The sequence below is a fragment of the Sphingopyxis sp. GW821-FHT12F08 genome (assembly GCF_058806755.1).
On sequence record NZ_JBXAQA010000004.1, the window covers coordinates 429227 to 448530 of the forward strand.

Consider the following 19304-nt stretch of genomic DNA (forward strand, 5'->3'; position numbering starts at 1 on the left):
ACCCACCCCCGGCCCCTCCCTTGCAGGGAGGGGAGATCAACGTCCGCTCTCGCCCAAAACCCACCATTATTCCCCGCCCCCGCCGAGCCCGAATTCGGCGCGGATCGCGGCGTCGTCCTCGCCGGCTTCGGGAGCCAGCGGCATGCCGAAATGCTGCCCCGCGACGTGGATCGCGGTCGAAGTCAACGTCAGTTTGCGCCCATCGGGCAAAGTCGCCTGATAGGTGTTGTCGCGCGCGCGGAAATGGGGGTCGGCGATGACGTCGGCAAAGCTGTTCACCGGCATCGCCGCCACATTGTCGCGCGCGAAATCGGCGAGCCAGTCGGCGCGCGGGCGCGAGGCGAAGATCGGGACCAGCGCCGCATTGACCTCTTCATCCTCCGTCCCTGTCTGCGGCGCGCGCGTATAGATGGCGTCGAGATCGGGACGGCCGACCAGCGTCAGCAGCGCCTGCCAGCTCTTGGGCGTGAAGGTCATCAGGAAGATCAGCTTGCCATCGGCGCAGCGGTAATTTTCCATCCGCGCCCAGAAGCGCATCTTGCCGCTCGCATCGAGGAAACCCGGCCGCGCAAAGGTCGTGTCGGGGTTGAGCAGCGGATCGAGCGCCTCGGGCAGCCAGTGCGCCGAACAGTCGGCCGCCGCGACCTCGATCGCCGCGCCCTCGCCCGTCCGCCGCGCGCGGTGCACCGCCGCGACCACCGCGAAAGCCGCCTCCAGTCCATAGGCATACATGCCGATCGACGGCGCCTGCGGCCCGTCATAGCGCGAGATGCTGTCGCCCACCGGCGTCCCGAGCCCGCCATAGGCGTCGAACGACGGCCCGTGCGAAGCGAGCCTGGCATAAGGCCCGGTCTCGCCCAGCCCCGACAGCGAGCAGAAGACGAGCGCCGGATTGACCGCTTTCAGCACCTCGTAACCGAGGCCCAGCCGCGCCATCACGCCGGCACGCATGCCCTCGATCACGACATCGGCCTTTGCCGCCAAAGTCAGGAAGTCCGCCCTGCCCTGCTCGCTCGCAAGGTCGATGATCACGCTTTCCTTGCCGCGGTTCCAGCGCAGATGCATGTAGGAGAAACCGTTTTCGTCGCCCACCGACCAGGGGCCGGCGCGGCGCAGCGGATCGCCGCCGTCGGGGCCCTCGACCTTGATCACCCGCGCGCCCATGTCGGCGAGCCGGCCGCCGAGCGCGTCGGGGCCGAAATGCGACACTTCGAGCACCAGCAGGTCGGTCAGGAAATCATAGGGCATGGGCATGCTTCTCCATCGCCGCGACGGTCGTCACGTCACTCTCCCGCCGAAAAAACGCGGCCGCCGGCAGTGCCCGTGCCGGCGGCCGTGCCCCCTTTAACGCTGCGACCCGAACTTCGTCCCGATCGTCACGCCGCCGGTGATCCCGCGCGACAGCACCGAATAATAGCCGAAGGACGTCGTCGACACGTTGCGGAAGACGTCGTTCTGATTGAACAGATCCTTGCCCCACACCGACACATAGAAGGCGTCGTCGGGCGCATGGAAGGTCGCGGACAGATTCAGCGTCTCGGTCGCCTTCTGGACCGGGGCGCGTCCTATGCCAGCCGGATAGGCGCCGGCGCCCGTCCCGCCCGCCGGATAGGCGCCGTAGGTCGCGTGATCGAACGAGTCGACATAGCTGAACAGCCCGCTGAGTTCGAACTTCCCGCCATTGGCCAGCGGAATGTCGTAATTGGCCTGGACGCTGACGGTGATGTCGGGCGTTGCCGGCAGGTCGAAACCCGAACAGTCCGCATTGGGCGGGATCGCCAGCCCCGAGGCGCGCCGCCGGTAGATGACGCAATTCTGGAACTCGTCATATTCCGACTTGAAGAAGGTCGAGAAACCCGTCGACAGCGAGAAACGATCGTTGGGCCGATAGGCGGCCTCGATTTCGAGGCCCGAGATCGTCGCCTTGGCCGCGTTGATCGACTGCTGGGTGTTGGTGACCGGGTTGACGACCGGCACCTGCAGATTGTCGTATTTATAATAATAGGCCGCGGCGTTGAAGGTCACCTTGCGGTCGAACAGGCTGGTCTTCAACCCGACCTCGAACGCGTCGATCGTCTCCGGCTGCGTCGGAATGACGTTCGGGATCGACGAGATGTTGTAAACGCCGCTCTTGAACCCGCGGTTGTAGCTCAGATAGCCCATGACATCGTCGCTGAACTTATAGTCGAACACCGCGCGATAGGTCAGCTCGGAGAAGGGCGCGCTGAGGCCCTTGCAGGCCGGGTTGGCCGCGCAGATCGCTGCGGAATTGCTCCGGATGGCGATGACACCGCCGGTTCCGTTGGGCACGTAAGTGGTGCCGGCATTGTCCTTGTCGAGCACATGCTTTTCGTCGGTATAGCGCAGGCCAACGGTCAGCTTGGCGGCATCGCTGAATTCATAGGATGCTTCACCGAACACGCCGAGCGACTTGACGGTCACAAAGGCGCTCTGATCGATATAGGCGAGACCCGACGTCGGACCGGCGCCGGCCGCCGAGCGGGCCAGCAAGGCGGCGGGGACCGTGTGCGGCTGCAAGGTCGCCGGGACCGGCAGCCCGACATATTGATCGAGCTGGGCATAGCCGTCACGATAGTTGAGGTAGAATCCGCCGAGGATCCACTGGAACGGACCGTCGTTCATCGAGGTGATGTCGATTTCCTGCTGATAGCTCCGTCCCTTGAGCGCGGTATCGAACCAGAAGACCGATGCCGGCGAGCCGTCAAGGTCATATTCGACCCCTGAGGTGCTGTGGCTATAGGCGGTGATCGACTTGATGTTGACCGGCCCGACATCGGCGTCGAGCGTCAGCGAGGCGCCATAGCCCTGGAAGCGGACCTCGGGATCGATCTCGCCATAATAGGAGCGTTCGGGCCGCGAGATATCGATCCCCGACGCGACCTGACCGACGGTCGTGGTCTCGCCCAGGATCGGCTGCAAGGCGACCACCGCATTGGTCTCGCCCTTCGAGTAATAGCCTGCCAGCGTCGCGGTGAAATCGGGCGTCGCTTCCCACAGCAAGGCCCCGCGAAAGCCGAAGCTCTTGTCGCCGCCGACATATTTGCCGGCGCCGTTCAGCGCCTGGGTGAGGTTGCGCACATAGGGACGCTCGTTGCGGTAGAAACCGCTGACACTGACCGCCAGCGTTTCCGACAGGCCGCCCGTCAGGAAGCCGCGCGCGCCTTCTTCGTCGGTGCCATAGGTGCCTTCGAGCATGCCGCCGAACTCGGTGTCGGGCTTTTTCGTGGTGACGAGGATCGCGCCCGACGTCGCGTTGCGACCGAACAACGTCCCCTGCGGGCCGCGCAGCACCTGCACCGACTGCACATCGGGGAAACCCTGAAGCAATATGCCGGTCTTGTCGGTCTGATAGACGCCGTCGACGTAGACCGCGGTCGTGGCTTCGTTGCCGGGGGTGATGTTCCGCCCGCCGACGCCGCGAATATAGGGCTGCGCCGCGCTCGATCCTTCGGTGATCAACAGCGACGGGGTCACCGCGGCCAGTTCCAGGACGTCGGAAATGCCGCTTTGCTGGAGCTGGTCGGGCGTGAAGGCCGTCACGGCGATCGGCACGTCCTGCAGGCGTTCGTCGCGCTTCTGCGCGGTCACGACGATTTCATTGGCGTCCGAGCTGTCGTCGGCGGCGTCGCCGGCATCCTGCGCCATCGCCGCCGGCGCGATGGTCGAAACCGCGATCGCCAGTGTGCACGTGGCGAGCTTGTAAGAAAAGCGCATAGCATCCTCCCATATGCGGTGCCCGCCCTTCGTTGGGGCGGCACCGCGCAGTCCATCGTTGCGGGAGGCGCGCTGCTCGAACGATCAGGGCAGATCGTGTCGGCCGGTCCTGTTGCCGTGCATCACTCCCGGAAGTTACAGACAACAGATTCGATAAAATGTCAACTCTGTCGCCGATCGCGAAAACCTTGGTGCAGCGCACAATCTATGATATGTAGTTTAATGCGCGGAAAAGCTTGATAATATTAATCAGATTATCGCTTTCTTGCCGAAATTTACCGGTATCCGACGCCCGCGATCGACGCCCGGAAAGTCGCGAATCATATCCGCACCGATCGGATCGGTTAGCTTGACGGACTTGATCGATTGGCAAGCAAGGGCTCGACGACGAAGCGGCGCACGATATGGCGCAGCTTGTCCTCGTCGCCGCCGAACTGGTCGAGCACGCGCAGCAGCATGACCTGGTTGCGCGACAGCCAGTTCACGACATCGGCAGGGTCGAGGTCGGCGGCGAGTTCGCCGCTCGCCTGGGCGCGCCGCATCACCGATTCCCAGCGATGCCGCGCCTGCTCCTGATAGGGGCTGGTGGGCAGCTGGCTCTGCGCCGACACCTCCAGATCCTCGACGAAGCGGCGGATATAGGGATTGCCGCTCGCGACCTGCACCGAGGCGACGATCGCTTCTGTGGTCGTGTCGGCGAAGTTCCGCTGGCGCTGGACGCGGACGCGGACGAGTTCCTGAATCTTGTCGAGTTCGGCGAAGCCGATATAGTCGACGATATCCATCTTGCCGCCGAAGAATTTATACACGGTGGGACGCGAGACGCCGGCCGCCCGCGCGATATCCTCGATCGTCGTCTTCTCGATCCCGTAACGTTCGAAGCAGCGCCGCGCGCCGTCGACGATCTTGACGCCGGTCTTCCCGATATCGGGCATGGCCTTTTCCTGGCGATGTGTCGGACCGTCCAATGCCTCTTCCACCCTTCCCTCGCCGGTTTTCCGCCGGACCTTGGCGCGGCACCCGACCCGGCGAAACCGGCCGGCCGACTCCGCGGACTATCCTCGTCATAGCATCAATATTTACATTTTCCATTTTTTGTTATTTGATGCTTTGACGGATTCTCGATCCGTTGGAAATCACGATGGGTGGAGGAAAGACGCCCGCGATATCGGGCGTTGCCGATGGTCGCCGGCAGGATATCGGCGACGGCGCGCAGCGATCGCATCTGTGCTTTCCCGGCGTGGCGCAGTTCCCCGGCGCGGCCGGGAGTGACATCAACGATGCGCCCAGCTGGAGTTGTACCGGGACGATGGCGCCCTGATTTTCGTCGCCCCCGCGGAGGCGGGGGCCGCAGTCGGCCCAAAGCCGCGGCGCCGCGCAAACCGATGGCGGCCCCCGCCTTCGCGGGGGCGACGGCTTGGTTTATCGAGCCCTATTTCCCGAACAACGCCCTCGCCCCCTCGGGCACCGCCGGGAACAACCCGCGCAGCGTCGGCTTGGAAATCTTGCCCGACAAGGTTCGCGGCAGCGGGTCGTCGATGAACACCACGCGCCGCGGGCGTTTGAACGGCGCGAGCTGCGCCGATCCGTCCGCTTCGAACACGGACAGCGCGGCCGCCTCGTCCTTGACCCCGCTCGCGACGATCATCGGCACCTCGCCCCAGTCGCGGTCGGGCACCCCGATCACCGCCAGCTCGCCGATATGCGGGTTCGCCGACAATATCTTTTCGATCTCCGCCGGATAGACGTTGATGCCGCCCGAGATGATCATGTCCTTCGACCGGTCGACGACCTTCACAAACCCTTCGTCGTTCATCATGCCGGTGTCGCCGGTGCGCAGCCAGTCGCCCGCGAAGGTCGCGGCGGTGGCCTCGGGATTGCGCCAATATTCGCGCATCACATGCGGCCCGCGCACCATGATCTCGCCGATCTCGCCATTGGCCAAAGCCATACCGTCGGCGTCACCGATCTTCATCTCGCTCCCCACGATCGGGCGCCCGGCCCAGCCGATATGCGCTATCGCGTCGTCGCCGTGCATCGTCGCGGCCAGCCCCGACGCTTCGGTCAAGCCATAGGACTGGATCAGCGAAATGCCCTTGGCGCGATAGGCCTCGATCAGGTCGATGCTGACCGGCGCGCCGCCCGCGGCGGCCGAGATCATGCTCGACAGATCGGCCTTTTCGAACCCCGGCGAGCGCATCAGCCGCTCCCATACCACCGGCACCGTCGTCGCCGCGCTGACGCGATGCCGCTCGATCACGTCGAGATAGCGGTCGATGTCGAAATCGGATTCGAGCACCATCGTGCCGCCGGCGTTGACCGCGAACTGGATGAAGCAGGAGACGATCGCGCCGGTGAAGACGAAGGGCACCGCGACCATGATCGAATCGCGCCAGGCCAGCCCCTCGGCGATATTCTTGGCAAGCCCCGGATACATGGCGCTACCGTGGGTCAGCAGCGCGCCCTTCTGCCGCCCCGTGGTGCCCGAGGTGTAGCAGAGGAAGCCAGCGTCGCTCAGGCCGATGGCCTCGACCGGTACCGGTCCGCTGTCGATCAGAAGCGAGGAAAAGCCCGGCACATCGCTGCCGTCGAGGCTGTAGATCGCGAAAGGCAGCGCCGCCGCCGCGAGTTCGAGCCGGTCCAGATGCTTCGCTTGGCTGACGACGAGCTTGCAGTCGGCATCCTCGAGCAAGGGCAGGATCTCGCTGGCGGTCAGCTTGAAGTTCAAGGGCACGATCATCGCGCCGAGCTTCAGGCACGCGACCGTCAGCAGCGGCGCCTCGATCCGGTTGTCGAGGTGCATGCCGACCCGGTCGCCCTTGCCCACCCCGGCAGCGCGCAGCCCCCGCGCGATCGCATCGCTGCGCGCGTCGAACTCGGCCCAGCTGGTACGGACGTCGTCGGTGATCACCGCGGTGTGCCCCGGCCTCCAGCGCGCCCAATAGCGAACGAGTTCGGCGATATTCATGCAGTCTCTCCCGAGGCGGGTCCGGCGACCCCGGCTCTTCGTCCGGAGCTCGCGCGATAGTGTTGATCGTCCGGCGGCGTCAGGCCAGCGCTTCGAGCTCGCGCGCCATCTGCAGGTGCAGATGCTGCGTCGGCACCTCGTTCGCGCCATAGAGGAAATCGGTCGTCGGCAGCGCCGCGGCATTGGCCTGGATCATTTCCTCCATCGGGAAATCCTCCTCGGTCGCCGCCTGCCGCAATATCTCCCAGCTCCGGTTGATCCGCGCTGCGACCTCGTCGGTCAGCTTGGCGGGATCGGTGAGAAAGCGGATATGGACATGGCATTTGCCGGGGTCGGTCAGGTGCGGCCACACGGTCCAATGCTCGATATGGTCGGGGGTCGGGATCACGCTCATGTTCGGGAAGATCATGAGGTTGCCGGTCAGGTAGCGCCAGCCGCCCTCGATCGGCTCGCCGGCCTTGAGCTTGCGCGCCAGCCGCTTGCGTGCCGAATAGGATTGCCCGTGCCGCCCGAGGTCGAGCCACACCGCGGCGCCGGTCTGGATCAGCTTGCCCACGCCCTCGGCGTGCAGGAATTGCGGGTGCAGCACGTCGATCGCCCCGTCCATCACCAGCTTCCAGTTGATCGCGAGATCGATCTTCTGGTCCATGAAGACGACGAGCCTGTCGATGTCATAGGCCGCGAGCCGCTCGTCGGCCTCGCCCAGATAGTCGGCGATGGCCATATCCTGCGGCGCTTGCGGCAGCTTGATCCAGATAAGGCCGTGGCGCTCCTCGGCCGCGACCGAAAACAGATTGCGGCACCCCTTGTCGAGCGTGCCATATTGTTCTTCGAACGGCACGCCGCGCAAGGACCCGTCGCCCTTGAAGCTCCAGCCATGATAGGCGCAGACGAAGAAGGGCTTCTTGCCCTTCTCGCCCTGCTCGACCTTGCCGCCGCGGTGGCGGCACATGTTGCGGAACACCCCGACGCCGCCGTCCTTCTGCCGGACGATCAGCAAAGGCACGCCCAATATGTCGCGCGTCACGAAGCTGCCCGGCTCGGGGATCTCCATGCTCGTCGCGGCGGCGAGCGGCTGGCGGCGGAATATCTCGAGCTCGCGAGCGAGATGGTCGGTATCGGTAAAATGCGCGGCGGGGACCGCGATCGAATCCGCCGCCATGTCGGTCGTGCCATTTTCCAGATGATCGACGATGCGGCGATAGATCGTGTCCAATTCGATTTTCATATCCCGTCCCTCGCCAATCTCGATGTTTACACTTTACGAAGAATGTAATTCATCTATAGTGCGGCGTCAAGCATCCGGCGATCGATCGACACGAGGTGTGCGGGAATGAGGAAGTTCAGGATTTTCAGTGCGGCGGCCGCCTGCCTCGGCGCGGCGGGGATCGCCGTGCCAGCGTCGGCGGCACCCGGCGATCAGCCCAAAATCGGCAAGACCTTCGCCGATTCGGCGCCGGAAAAAATCCAGCGCACCGCCGCCCCCGCGGGCGCCCCCAATGTCCTTGTCTGGGTGATCGACGACATGGGCTTCGGCCAGCTCGGCAGTTATGGCGGGCTGATCGAAACCCCGAACATCGACCGCATCGCGCAACAGGGCCTCCGCTACACCAATTACCACACCACCCCGATCTGCTCGGCGAGCCGCGCCGCCTTGCTCACCGGGCGCAATTCGCACCGCGTCCACATCGGCGGCCATTCGGCGATCGCGGTCGGTTTCCCGGGGCAGGACGCGCTCGTTCCGCGCAATGCCGGCACCGTCGCCGAGAATCTGCGCCAATCGGGCTATCTCACGTACGCGATCGGCAAATGGGACCATTTGCCGCAGGCCGATGCCTCGGCCGCGGGCCCCTTCACCTATTGGCCGAGCGGCCAGGGCTTCGACCGCTATTATGGCTTCCTCGCCTTCGACGCCGACAATTTCGACCCGACGCTCTGGTCCGACCATGACCCGGTCGCGCTGTCGCCACGCCCCGACTATCACCTCAGCGCCGATATGGCCGACAAGGCGATCGGCTGGATCGGCGCGCGCGACGCGACCGATCCGCGGCGGCCCTTCCTGCTATATTGGGCGACCGGCGCGGTCCACGCCCCGCACCACGCGCCGCAGCGCTGGCTCGACCATTATATGGGACGCTTCGATGCTGGCTGGGACGTCGCCGCGCAGCAGGTGCTCGACCGCCAGAAGAAACGCGGCCTCGTCCCCGCCGACATGATCCTCCCGCCGCTCCCCCCCGGGGTCAAGCCTTGGGCCGAGCTCAGCCGCGACGAGCAGCGCATGTTCGCGCGCCAGATGGAGGCCTTCGCAGCGCAGCTCAGCCATGCCGACGAGCAATTCGGGCGCATTCTCGATGCGCTCGAAGCCCGCGGCGAACTGGACAACACGGTCATCCTGATCACGGCCGACAATGGCGCCAGCGCCGAGGGCGCGCCGCAGGGCACTTTCAGCGAACATTATTTCGCCAATGCCTATTTCGCGACGATCGAGGAAAATCTGCGCCACTATGATGAATGGGGCGGTCCCTCGACCTATCCGCATTATGCCAATGGCTGGGCGGTCGCGGGCAACACGCCCTTCCGCTATTACAAGCAGACCGCCTATGAGGGCGGCACGCGCGTGCCGCTGATCCTGTCCTGGCCCGGCGGCATCGCCGCGCGCGGGGAGCTGCGCGGGCAATATCAGCATGTCACCGACATCACCCCGACGATCCTCGACGCCGCCGGCATCGCCCCCGCCGCGATGGTCAATGGCCACCGCCAGATGGCGTTCGACGGCGTCAGCATGACATACAGCTTCGCCGCCCCCGCCGCGCCGACGCGGCACCCGGCGCAATATTATGAGATGTACGGCAACCGCGCCATCTATGCGAACGGCTGGAAAGCCGTCGTCCCGCATCGGCTCGACGTGTGGGATTTCATGAACCGGCCGGTGTTCGGCGACGGCAATTGGGAACTCTACAACCTCGCCACCGACCCCGGCGAACAGCGCAACGTCGCCGGCGCCAACCCGCGCAAGCTCGCCGAGATGAAGGCGTTGTTCGACCGCGAGGCCAAGGCGAACAATGTCTATCCGCTGACCAACACCAGCGACGCCTGGGGCTTCGTCCGCAAGACCGCGGCTGCCGACATGGCGCGGCGGAATTACCTCTGGACCTACGCCGGCGCCCCGTCGCGCATCCCCGAGGCGCTCGCCCCGCCGCTCCCGTCGACCAGTTTCACGATCGAGGCGCAGGTCGATCTCGACGCCGATGCCAGCGGCACCATCGCCGCGATCGGCGGCCGCCATGGCGGCTTCGCACTGCATCTGCGCAAGGGTCGCCCGGTCTTCACCTATCGCAGCCTCGACCTGAAACTGACCGAAGTCGCCGCCGACCGCGCGCTGCGCAGCGGTGCCGCGACGATCTCGCTCCGCTTCGAACGGCGCGGCGAGAGCGAGGCGGTCGTCCACATCCTCGCCGACGGCAGTGAAATTGCGAGTGGCACGATCAAGGGCGCCCTGCCCCGCCTGTCCTTCTCACCGACCGAGACCTTCGACCTTGGTCAGGACAGCGGATCGGGCCCGCTCGCCGACGGCCGGACCGCGGGCGCGCTCGATGGCCGCATCCGCTCCGTGAATGTCCGCATCACGCCGCCCGCGCGGTGACATAGGAAGGAAGTAGCCCATGGCTTTCACCACCATCCCCGGCGCCGATGGCGACCACATCACTTACTGCCGCGTCTGCGAGGCGCTGTGCGGCATGGTCGCGACGGTCGCCGACGGCAAGATCGTCAAGGTCCGCCCCGACCGCGACAATCCCCATTCGCGCGGCCATATCTGCGTCAAGGGACCCGCGCTGGCGGAGGTCACCTACGACCCCGACCGCGTCACCACCCCGCTCAAGCGCGTCGGCGGCCCCGGCGAATTCGCGCCCGTCGGCTGGGACGAAGCGTTGAATGATATCGCCGCACGCCTGTCAGCCTCGATCGACCAGCATGGCAGCCAAAGCTTTGCGATGAATACCGGCAACCCGCCGAGCATGGGCTGGCCCAGTTCGACGGGCAATTATCTGTTCAGCCGCGCGATGGACTGCACCAAGCTGTTCACCCCCTCGTCGGAGGATATCACGTCCGTGGTTCTCGCCACCGAGCTGATCTTCGGCACCCACGGCTTCGTCTTTCCCGACCTCGCGCAATGCGAGCATCTGCTGATCTTCGGGTCGAACCCGCTGGTCAGCCACGGGTCGCTGCTCATCGCACCGCGCTTCAAGGAGGATCTGGTCGAGATCGCCGAACGCGGCCGCGTCATCGTCGTCGACCCGCGCCGCAGCGAGACCGCGCGCAAGTTCGAACATGTCTCGATCATCCCCGCCGGCGACGTCTGGCTGCTCGGCGCGATGGTGCAGACCGTCATCGCCGAAAGGCTGACCGACATGGCGTTCGTCGAGCGCCATTGCATCGGCTTTGCCGAGCTGGCGGCGGCGATCGACTGGGTCACCCCCGAACGCGCCGCGCCCCGCTGCGGCATCGACGCCAACGCGATCCGCACCCTCGCCCGCGATTTCGTCGCCGCGCCGCGCGCCGCGGCGATGGGCCGCATCGGCATCTGCCGCGCCAGCTATTCGACGCTGACTAACTATTTCCTTCATCTTCTCAATGTCCTCGGCGGCAAGTTTCACCAGCCCGGCGGGGTCGGCTGGGGACATGGCGGCACCGCGACCGACGCGCAGGCGACCGGCCCCGGCCAGGCGCGCCACAAACGCCACAGCTCGCGCGTCAGCGGCCAGGCCTCGGTCTGGGGCACCCAGTCGAGCCTGACCTTCCTCGAGGAAATGACGACGCCCGGCGAGGGCCAGATCAGGACGCTGCTGACCGTCGGCGCCAACCCGGTGCTGTCGATGCCCGGCGGCCCGCGCCTGCCCGAGGGTTTCGAGGCGCTCGACCTGATGGTGTCGGTCGATCTCTACATGACCGAGACCTCGCGCCACGCGCACTATATCCTGCCCGCGACCACCGCGCTGGAGCGCGAGGACATCAACCAGTTCTTCATGAACCATATGGTCCGCCCCTTTGCCCAATATGTGCCCGCGGTGATCCCGCCGACCGGGCAGGCGCGCGGCGAGTACGAGATTTTGCGTGACCTTGCCGCACGCATGGGCCGCGACGGCGCCTTCGGCAACATGACGCCGTTCGAAATGGCCGACGGCGCGCTCCAGGCCGGGATCGAGGGGCAGGACGGACTGTCGCTCGCCAAACTCAAGGACAATCCGCACGGGGTGATGATCGAGCGCGGGCGCTGGGCCTTCGAGTTCGAGAAGCGCATCGGCCATCCCGACGGCAAGATCCATCTGTGGGACGAGATCGCCGGCGAAGAGGTGACGCGCCTCCGCGCCGAACCCGATCCCGACCCGAATGCGTTGCGCCTGATCAACCTGCGCAAGCTCCGCTCGATCAACAGCTGGATGCACAATGTCGACAAGCTGGTACGCTCGGACTCGCCCGCGCTGCTGATCAACCCCGCCGACGCCGCCGCGCGCGGGATCGACGACGGCATGGCGGTCAAGATATCCACGCAATGGGGCACGATCGAGGTCGTCGCCGAGGTGACCGACGAGGTGCGCCCGGGCTGCGTCGCCTATCCGCACGGCTGGGGCCATCGCGGCGGCTGGCAGGGCGCCAACGCCCAGCCGGGCCGCAATCTCAACGAAATCACCCCCGCGACCCCCGATCAGGCCGAACAGGTGTCGGGCATGAGCTGGCTCGAAGGCTTTCCGGTGGAAATTTGCGCGGCGTGACGGAGACCGGATGGCCGTCGCTGGGCCGCGCCTGGTACGTCGCCGGGCTGCTCTGCCTGATCGCCGCGCTCTCCTATCTCGACCGTTACATCATCGCGCTGCTCGCCGACCCGATCATCCGGGATATGGGCATCGACGCGACCGCGATCGGTCTGCTCATCGGCCTTGGTTTCGGGCTGCTCTATGCCTTGTCAGGCGTGCCGGTCGCCTATCTGATCGACCGCGGCACGCGCGTGCGGATCGTCGGCATCGGTGTCATCGTCTGGAGCCTGTCGACCGTCGCATCGGGTTTCGCGCCCAGTTTCGAGATATTGCTGCTGACGCGGGCCGGGGTCGCGATCGGCGAAGCGGTGCTGGTCCCCGCAACCGTATCGATCGTCGCCGACCTCTTTCCGCCCGAAAAGCGCGCACTGCCGATCGGGCTGTTCATGGCGGTGTCGACCTTGATGGCGTCGGGCGCCTTCCTGATTGGCGCCTGGGCCTTCGAACTGGCGACTTTCCTCTCGCCCGACCTCGGGCTCAGCCCTTGGCGGCTGACGCTCGTCATCGTCGGCGTGCCCGGCCTGCTGCTCGGCCCGCTCTGGCTGCTGACCGTATCAGAACCCGCGCGGATCGAGGAAGCGGGCCAGTCCGGCCAGACCAGCATCGCGGCCGCCTTCGCCTATCTCCGCCGCCACTGGCGCTTCTACCTGCCCTTCTATCTCAGCTTCGGCGTATCGGCGCTCGCGAGCTACAGCTTCATCGCCTGGACCGCGACGATGCTCACGCGCAGCTATGGGCAAAGCGTTGCCAACGCAGGCGCGATCTTCGGCTTGGTCGGTGTCGTCGCGGCCGCCATCGCCGCCTTCTTCTGGCCGGCGATCAGCGCCTGGGTGCTGAAGCGCGGCCGCGCCGAGCTGGCGGTTCTCGCGCTCGCCGCCGGTCTCGGCATCGGCCATGCCGCCGTAGCCGCCTTCCTGCTGGCCCGCGACATCGACGGCGCCATCGCGATCATCGCCATCGCGACCTTCGGCTATGGCGCCGCGGGCGGGCTCGCCGTTTTGATCATTCAACACATCGCCCCGCCGCGCATGCGCGCCAAGATCACCTCGCTCTATGTGCTGGTCGGCAATCTCGTCGGGCTGACCTGCGGCCCGGCGCTGTCGGCGTGGATGTCGGATGTGGCCTTCACCGGCCCCGACGCGCTGCGCCAGAGTCTCTCGCTTCTCGCGCTCGTCATGCTGCCGCTGACCGTCGGCCTGATCCTGCTCGCGATGACCGCGCACCGGCGCGTGGCAACCGACGAGGGGCGCTGACCCCGACAACATGAACCCGGCCCTGCGCTCGCAAGACCGGGTCCATTTGGACGGTCAGTGGCCGGTCAGAATTTGACCGACGCTTCGATGTAGAATTCGCGCGGATTGTCGACGAAGGCCGACAGGTCGCTGAGCACACCCGGCCCGGCCGTGCCGGTCCCGGTGCCGCCGGTGAACGGGATTTCCGAGCCGCCGGTGACGACATATTTGTTGCTGAGGTTGCGGCCGATCAGCGCCAGCGTCCAGCGGTCGTCGGGTCCCTTCAGCCGCAGCGAGGCGTCGAACTTGGTGAAGCTCGGCTGGATCGCGTCGGGGCGCAGCGTATCGGAGAAATTATATTTCGAGCTGTAGCTCATGTCGCCGCTGGCTTCGAGCGTCATGCCCGAATCCGACAGCTCGATCGCATAGCTCGCGCCGAGACGGCCGGCGAAGCGCGGCGCCTTGGGCGGCGTCAGGCCGTCATAATCCTGGCTGGTGAAGGCGGCCGCCGGCGAAGGCTGCAGCAGGTTACATCCTTGTGCAATCGTCTGCCCGCCATAGCATTGGCCGACATAATCCTTGTAAGACGCATTGTTATACGCCGCCGCCCCGCGCAGCGAGAAGCCACCCGAGCGCCAGTTGAAATCACCCTCGATCCCCTTGACGCGCAGCGTACCGGCGTTCGCCACCACCTGCCCGATCGTCACCGGGTCGAAATTCTGCACCTGCAGGTCGAGATAGTCGTAATAATAAGCCGTCGCGTTGAGCGAGAGCGCGCCGTTCATCAGGATCGCACGCGCGCCGACTTCGCCGCCGCGGGCTCGCTCGGCGCCGAACTGGCCCGCCGCCACGGTCGCCGCGGGAGTCAAAGTCTGCGAAATGTTGAACCCGCCCGATTTGAAGCCTTCCTTATACGCGGCGTAGAAGGTCAGGTCGCGCGACGGTTTGTAGCGCAGCGTGACCTGCGGCGAGACGTCGGATTCGCGATAGCGGTCGTCGAGTCGCAGCCCGCCGGGAAAGGCGCCGGCAAAGACCGGATTGGCGGCGAGCGACTGCTGGAAGCTGTCGCGCGATTCATAGCTGTAGCGCGCGCCCGCCGCGAGTTCGATCGCGTCGGACAGGTTCGCGGTCACTTCGCCGAAGGCCGACATCGAACTGCCCGTGAAGCCGTTGTCGCGCTTGAAGGTCACATAGGTCGTGCCCGCCGCGACGGCGGGCAAGGGGAAGATATAGGCGTCGGTGTTGAAGATGAACTTGTTGCTCGACGCGAACAGCCCGAACAGCACATTGACCGGGCCGTCCCACTTCGACTGGAAGCGCAGTTCCTCCGACGTCTGGCGATAGTCGGCGAGCTGCGAGAAGGTCGCCGGATAGGCCTCGCCCGACACATTGTTGAGGTCGTTCTGCTTGAAGCGATAATAGGATGTAATCGAGGTGACGTCGAAGACGTCGCTCTCCAGCGTCGCGGTCAATATGCCGAAACCCGATTTCAGCCGCGAATACATGCGCCCGTCGCCGGCATAGCGATAATTGAGGTTTGCCACCTCGACGGGGATCGTCGAACTGTCCGACCGGCCGTTGATCACGCAATCGGCATTGGGGCTCGGCGGGATGCCGTTGGCCGCGAAGGGCGTGGTCCGCCCGCCGCCGCAGATGCGTTCGATGATGTCGGTCGGGCCGCCGTCCTTCTGGTCGGTATAGCCGCTCTTGACCTGAAAGGTCAGATTGTCGGTCGCGTCCCATTCGATCGTCGCGCGGCCGCTATAGGTCCGGCCATAGCCGCGGTTCTTGCTGTTGCGGTGCCGCTGCAGCCCGAACGGATCGATGTAGGTTTCGGCCGCGGTGTTGGTGAAGGCACCCTCGCTGTCCGAAACGCGGAACGCCAGCCGCGCGCGCAGGCCGTCGGCGAGCGGCCCCGAAATATAGCCCTCGCCGTATTTCTCCTTCGCCTCGAAGCCATAGCCGGCCTTGAACCCTGCCTCGAATATATCGCGCGGATTGTTCGTGGTGACGGCGATCAGGCCCGCGGTGGCGTTCTTGCCGAAGAACAAGGCCTGCGGACCCTTGAGCACCTCGACGCGCTGGACGTCATATTGGCTGAGGCCGATTTCGCGGCCGCGGCTCATCGGCATGCCGTCGACGACGAAAGAGACCGACTGGTCGAACCCGGCGCTGAGCGCGGTCGAGCCGACGCCGCGCAGGAAAATGCTCGCCGACGAACCCGACGCCGCCTTGCCCGCGACCATCGTCGGGACGAGCTGGGCGATATCGTTGAAGTCGGTGACCGCATAATTGTCGAGCGCCGCGCCGCCGAGCGCGGTGATCGCAACCGGCGCGTCGATCAGCCGCTCGTCGCGGCGCCGCGCGGTGACGATGATTTCGGCGTCGCTGCCGCTATCGGCCTCGTCGGCGGGAGGCGGAGCGGCGGGTGCGTCCTGCGCGTAAGCGGGGGCAGCCACCGCCGCGAGCGCGATAACCGATGCCAGGCAAGCGTAGCGAATTGCAGGACGCGAAACTTTGCGATCCATGACCGTCTCCTCCCAAAAGATCGGGCCGTCAGCCGCGGCCCTGTGGGATTTAACCTACAGTCATTAGATTTAAAGTCAATCGCAAATTTAACGCCATAAGGTTTTCGCAAACCCGGGATAATCTTGTTTAAAATCTGTGTATTATAGTGAAATAATGATCACGACACCGGCATCAACAACCGCTTTGCAAAGGCGATCACGCCGTCGTTGAACGCATCATTGCGGTCGCCCGCGACCATATGCCCCGCGCCAGCCACGTCGAGGATTTCGAGCCGCGGCACCTGCCGCCGGAACGCCGCGATCCCCGCCTCGCTCACCACGTCGCTCGACAGCCCGCGGACGAGCAGCACAGGCATATCGACCAGATCGCCCAGCGTCTCGGTTGCGCGCTCGACGACGATATGATGCGTCGTCGGCGCCGTGTCGAGGATGCGCGGGTCCCAATGCCAATAGAGCCGCCCGTCATCGCGCGGGCGCAAATTCTTCATCAGCCCGCCAGTATCGGTCGGCCGCGCGCGCTGCGGATTATAGGCCGCGACCGCTGCCGCCGCCTCGTCAACGCTCGCAAAGCCCTCGCGATGCCCGTGCATGAAGCCGACGATGCGCTCGATCCCGCGCGGATCTGGCTCGGGCACGATATCGACGAGGACGACGCCCGCCGGCCGCAGCCCTTCGTGCACCGCCTGGATCGCGGTCGCCCCGCCCAGCGAGGCGCCGACGAGGACGAAGGGCACCCGCAAATCGGCCACGACCGCACGCAGATCGGCGGCGCGATCGCTCAGCGCATAGGCGCCCGCCGGCGACCAGTCGCTGTCGCCGTGCCCGCGCGCGTCGAAATTGATGACCTGCAGCCCGGCATCGATCAGGCTGTCGACCGCGCGGCTCCAGCTGTGCCGCGTCTGCCCGCCGCCGTGGAGCAGGATCACGCACGGCGCATCCGCCGCCCCGCCGCGATCGCCGACCAGTTCGACGCCGTCGGACGACACAAAAACATGGCTCTGCACGCGATCTCTCATCGGCTGGCTCTCCTCATACTCGACAATGACCCCAGGAATATCTAACGTCAATAGATTGAACGGGTCGCCCGAAGTGGCGGGAATTTTGCACTGGCACGCGCGGCGCCGCGCTGCCATGAGCAATTTGGGCAAGGGGGAATTTCGTTGGCACGGCCATCCAAACCGCTGATATCGCGCGCCAATGCGGCCGAGGCGGCGCTCGAGGTGATCGACGAGGTCGGGCTCGAGGAACTGAGCCTCAACCTCGTCGCGCGCAAGCTCGGCGTGCGCCCGCCCTCGCTCTACCATCATTTCAAGGACAAGTCGGAACTGCTCCAGGAGGTCGCGCGCATGATGCTGGTGCGCATGCCGACGGTCGACAATCCGACCGAGACCTTCGAGGAACAGATCATCGCGCGCTGCGTGCTGACGCGCCGGACGTTGCTCCAGCACCCCAATGCCGCGCCGCTGATCCTGCGCTATTTTCCGCGGCACCTCCTCCTCGCCGCCTATGAGCGCGCCGCGGCCGAAGACCCCTACCCCAGTTCGGTCCACCTGACGGTGATCGATGCGATCGAAAAATACACCTTCGGCACCGCGCTGTTCCAGGCATCGGCGCAGGTCCGCGGCATCGCCCAGATGCCGCCCGTCGATGCGGGCAAATATCCGAGCTTCGCCAAGGCGGTCGAAGACAATCCCTTTGCCGAGGAAGAGATGTTCGTCGAATCGCTGCGCATGTTCCTCGCCGGCGTGCGCCTGCGGCTGGCGAACGAAACCATCGGCCAGCCGCTCGACCAGCCCGGGTAGTTCAGCCCGCAACATCCCATTCGATCGGCAGCACTTCGAGCGCCATCACCGTGCCGATGCGGAACGCATGCCGTTCGCCCGGAGTCGCGCGGAAGGCGGGGATGCGCTTCACCCATTCTTCGGTGAGGATGCGCAGCTCGGCGCGGCCGAGGACATGGCCGACGCACAGATGCGGCCCCGACGAAAAGGTCAGATGCGCGGTCTTCCTGCGGTCGAGATCGAAGACGTTCGGATGCTCGAACTTCGCAGGGTCGCGGCTGCCGAGGCACAGGATGTTGAGCACCATCTCGCCTTCGCGGAACTGCGCTTCGCCGATCGCCTGGTCCTGCACGACCAGCCGCGGCGTATTGACGACGCCATACAGCCGCACGGCCTCGTCGGCGAAGGCGGGGATCAGCGACGGGTCGGCAGCGAGCCGCGCCTGCACCTCGGGCATCTGCGCGAGCTGCTGGAAGGCAAAACCCGTCACGTTGGTGACCGTGTCCATGCCACCGAGGAACAGCACGAAGCTCATCGCGAGAATCTCGTCGTCGCTCATCGTCCGGCCGTCGATGTCGACCTGGATGAAGTGCGACATCAGCTTGTCGTCGGGCGCCGCTTTCTTTTCGTCGATCAGCGCCTTGAGTTCGCCGAGGATCAGCGCGCTCAGCCGGCCCAACTCCGCTTCGTCATTCTGTGCCGAGAAGAAATCCTCGGCGAGATGGCGAAAGTCCTGCAGCCGCGCGAGGTCCATGCCCATCAGTTCCATGAAGACGCTGACCGGGAATATCTTCGACACATCGGCCTGGAAATCGCACGCGCCCCTGCCCGCGACCGCCTCGACGAATTCGGCCGCCCATTCACGAATCCGCGGTTCGAGCGCCTTGATCGCGCTCGGCCCGAACATCGGCATCATCGCGCGGCGATAGGGCAGATTCTCGGGCGGATCGAGGCTCAGCGGAATGAAGAAGGGCGGATTCTCGACGCGCGGAATCTGCATCTCGCGCACCGAAAAATGTTCGGGATCGAGCACGATCTGGCTGATCGCGTCGAAGCTCTTGACGATCCAGTGCCCGCCGTTGAGCCGCGTCCAGAAAATGCCCGGCGCGTCCTCGAGCGCGGCGGCGTAGGTGCCCTGGACATCCTCGCCGATGCGCGGGTCGGCATAGATGTCGAAGTCGAAGACGAGGTGCGGCGGCACATGCGGCGGGACGGGCGCGGCGGCCAGTTGTAGGGCGGTCATCACA

At 65.6% G+C, this 19304-nt stretch carries 13 protein-coding genes and 1 pseudogene; 6 read left to right on the top strand and 8 right to left on the bottom strand.

The features are described from left to right. Window positions 1-66: 66 nt before the first annotated feature. Entirely contained in the window at window positions 67-1254 is a 1188-nt protein-coding gene (locus AC1RNQ_RS14025) for a CaiB/BaiF CoA transferase family protein (protein ID WP_493171860.1), read from the bottom strand. Window positions 1255-1344: 90 nt separating this feature from the next. Further along, the gene (locus AC1RNQ_RS14030; RefSeq protein ID WP_493171862.1) at window positions 1345-3735 is read right to left on the bottom strand and encodes a TonB-dependent receptor; all 2391 of its coding nucleotides are present in this window, start codon (window positions 3733-3735) and stop codon (window positions 1345-1347) included. A gap of 358 nt (window positions 3736-4093) precedes the next feature. On the opposite strand from AC1RNQ_RS14030, the gene AC1RNQ_RS14035 reads away from it, so the two are divergent. Continuing rightward, window positions 4094-4195, top strand: a complete 102-nt coding sequence (locus AC1RNQ_RS14035) for a hypothetical protein (RefSeq protein ID WP_493171914.1) — start codon at window positions 4094-4096, stop codon at window positions 4193-4195. A gap of 319 nt (window positions 4196-4514) precedes the next feature. Here the strand turns inward: AC1RNQ_RS14035 and AC1RNQ_RS14040 are convergent. Further along, window positions 4515-4670: pseudogene (locus AC1RNQ_RS14040) on the bottom strand (TetR/AcrR family transcriptional regulator); the annotation flags it as partial. 194 nt (window positions 4671-4864) lie between these two features. Between AC1RNQ_RS14040 and AC1RNQ_RS14045 the strand changes: the two are divergent. Continuing rightward, complete coding sequence (locus tag AC1RNQ_RS14045; RefSeq protein WP_493171864.1) at window positions 4865-5056, top strand: hypothetical protein; 192 nt, start codon at window positions 4865-4867, stop codon at window positions 5054-5056. Between the two features lie 111 nt (window positions 5057-5167). Here AC1RNQ_RS14045 and AC1RNQ_RS14050 read toward each other — a convergent pair whose 3' ends face one another. Together AC1RNQ_RS14050 and AC1RNQ_RS14055 are read right to left on the bottom strand one after the other, a co-directional pair. Continuing rightward, entirely contained in the window at window positions 5168-6703 is a 1536-nt protein-coding gene (locus tag AC1RNQ_RS14050; protein ID WP_493171866.1) for a class I adenylate-forming enzyme family protein, read from the bottom strand. 79 nt (window positions 6704-6782) lie between these two features. Continuing rightward, window positions 6783-7931 (bottom strand): aromatic ring-hydroxylating oxygenase subunit alpha, encoded by a 1149-nt coding sequence (locus AC1RNQ_RS14055; protein WP_493171868.1) that lies wholly within the window; start codon window positions 7929-7931, stop codon window positions 6783-6785. 105 nt (window positions 7932-8036) lie between these two features. Between AC1RNQ_RS14055 and AC1RNQ_RS14060 the strand changes: the two genes are divergently transcribed. From AC1RNQ_RS14060 to AC1RNQ_RS14070, 3 genes are read left to right on the top strand one after another with little or no spacing between them, the layout of a single operon-like run. Continuing rightward, the gene (locus tag AC1RNQ_RS14060; RefSeq protein ID WP_493171870.1) at window positions 8037-10346 is read left to right on the top strand and encodes an arylsulfatase; all 2310 of its coding nucleotides are present in this window, start codon (window positions 8037-8039) and stop codon (window positions 10344-10346) included. Between the two features lie 19 nt (window positions 10347-10365). Then, window positions 10366-12474: a molybdopterin-containing oxidoreductase family protein gene (locus AC1RNQ_RS14065; RefSeq protein WP_493171872.1), complete on the top strand. Its 2109-nt coding sequence runs from the start codon at window positions 10366-10368 to the stop codon at window positions 12472-12474. Further along, window positions 12471-13769 (top strand): MFS transporter, encoded by a 1299-nt coding sequence (locus AC1RNQ_RS14070; RefSeq protein WP_493171874.1) that lies wholly within the window; start codon window positions 12471-12473, stop codon window positions 13767-13769. Before AC1RNQ_RS14065 ends, AC1RNQ_RS14070 begins: the two co-directional genes overlap by 4 nt. Window positions 13770-13834: 65 nt before the next feature. On the opposite strand, the gene AC1RNQ_RS14075 is transcribed toward AC1RNQ_RS14070, so the two are convergent. Continuing rightward, window positions 13835-16276, bottom strand: a complete 2442-nt coding sequence (locus tag AC1RNQ_RS14075) for a TonB-dependent receptor (RefSeq protein WP_493171876.1) — start codon at window positions 16274-16276, stop codon at window positions 13835-13837. A 158-nt stretch (window positions 16277-16434) separates the two neighbouring features. Next, entirely contained in the window at window positions 16435-17292 is an 858-nt protein-coding gene (locus tag AC1RNQ_RS14080) for an alpha/beta fold hydrolase (RefSeq protein ID WP_493171878.1), read from the bottom strand. Between the two features lie 144 nt (window positions 17293-17436). On the opposite strand from AC1RNQ_RS14080, the gene AC1RNQ_RS14085 reads away from it, so the two are divergent. Continuing rightward, complete coding sequence (locus AC1RNQ_RS14085; protein WP_493171880.1) at window positions 17437-18078, top strand: TetR/AcrR family transcriptional regulator; 642 nt, start codon at window positions 17437-17439, stop codon at window positions 18076-18078. A 1-nt stretch (window position 18079) separates the two neighbouring features. Here AC1RNQ_RS14085 and AC1RNQ_RS14090 read toward each other — a convergent pair whose 3' ends face one another. Beyond that, window positions 18080-19300 (bottom strand): cytochrome P450, encoded by a 1221-nt coding sequence (locus tag AC1RNQ_RS14090; RefSeq protein WP_493171882.1) that lies wholly within the window; start codon window positions 19298-19300, stop codon window positions 18080-18082. Between the last annotated feature and the right edge of the window lie 4 nt (window positions 19301-19304).